Origin of the sequence: Microbacterium sp. K35 (genome assembly GCF_004794375.1) — a bacterium.
GTDB lineage: Bacteria > Actinomycetota > Actinomycetes > Actinomycetales > Microbacteriaceae > Microbacterium > Microbacterium sufflavum.
Genome location: NZ_SSDM01000380.1, coordinates 1 through 380, shown reverse-complemented (window position 1 = coordinate 380; position 380 = coordinate 1). Strand labels below are relative to the sequence as shown.

The window sequence follows — 380 nt, the reverse complement described above, 5'->3', positions numbered from 1 at the left end:
GGGCGGCCCTGACCGCGCTGCCCGATCGGGAACTCGCCGCCGCACCGACATCGGGGCATCCGTCCGCGAGGGCGGCCGTCGCGTCGCACCTGGCCCGCTCGCGGCACGCGGTGGCCGACCCCGACCACGTCATCATCACCCACGGGGCGACCGACGCGATGGACCTCCTCACGCGCGAGCTGCACCGGCGCGGCCACCGCGCGATCCTGGTGGAGGACCCGAGCTGGTCGCGGTTGCGCGTGCAGGCGGAGCAGAACGGACTGCGGCCCATCCCGGTCCCGGTCGACGCGGAGGGCATCGACACCGACAGCCTGGTCGAGCTCGCCGCGCAGACCGGTGCCCGCGCGGCGAGCTCGACCAGGAGATCGGAAGAGCGTCGT

At 75.0% G+C, this 380-nt stretch carries 1 protein-coding gene; it reads left to right on the top strand.

Annotation, left to right across the window (positions count from 1 at the left end; genetic code table 11):
* Positions 1–380 (top strand): aminotransferase class I/II-fold pyridoxal phosphate-dependent enzyme (locus DW299_RS15825; RefSeq protein ID WP_136037145.1); only part of this gene is annotated, 380 nt, incomplete at both ends.